We start from the raw sequence: 522 nt of genomic DNA on the forward strand, positions 1-522 counted from the left end.
AAGTAAGCGTGCTTGGCGAACAAACTACTTTGGTAGCTGGGGCTGTAATTGTTGGAGCAATTGGTTGAGCGATGATTTGTAACCCTGTTACTGCTACACTTGCCGGACTGGTACAAGAGCCAACCGTACAAGTAGCAGAAATAGAATAAGTACCTACACTTGAAAGGGTTAAGCTACTGCCTGATGAGCCAGTTGACCAATTTACTGTGCCTGCGCAACCGCTGGCTGTTAAGGTTAAAGTATTTGGCGCACATACCACTTTTGGATTTGGTGCATTGATGCTTGGAGCTGCTGGTTGACTGACAATCTGCAAACCTGTGACTGCTGCACTGGCCGGAGAAATACAAGACCCAACTGTACAGGTCGCTGTAATGCTATAAGTACCCACACTTGAAAGGGTTAAGCTACTGCCTGATGAACCATTCGACCAGTTCACAGTCCCTGCACAACCACTTGCTGTTAAGGTTAAAGTACTTGGCGCACAAACTACCTTGGTAGCTGGGGCTGTAATCGTTGGCGCAG

Annotated in this window: 1 pseudogene; it reads right to left on the minus strand. The window is 47.5% G+C overall.

The features are described 5' to 3' along the window. Positions 1-522: pseudogene (locus EWM59_RS28050) on the minus strand (hypothetical protein); the annotation flags it as partial.

It is taken from the genome of Emticicia agri (genome assembly GCF_004168285.1).
In the GTDB taxonomy this organism is placed as follows: domain Bacteria; phylum Bacteroidota; class Bacteroidia; order Cytophagales; family Spirosomataceae; genus Emticicia; species Emticicia agri.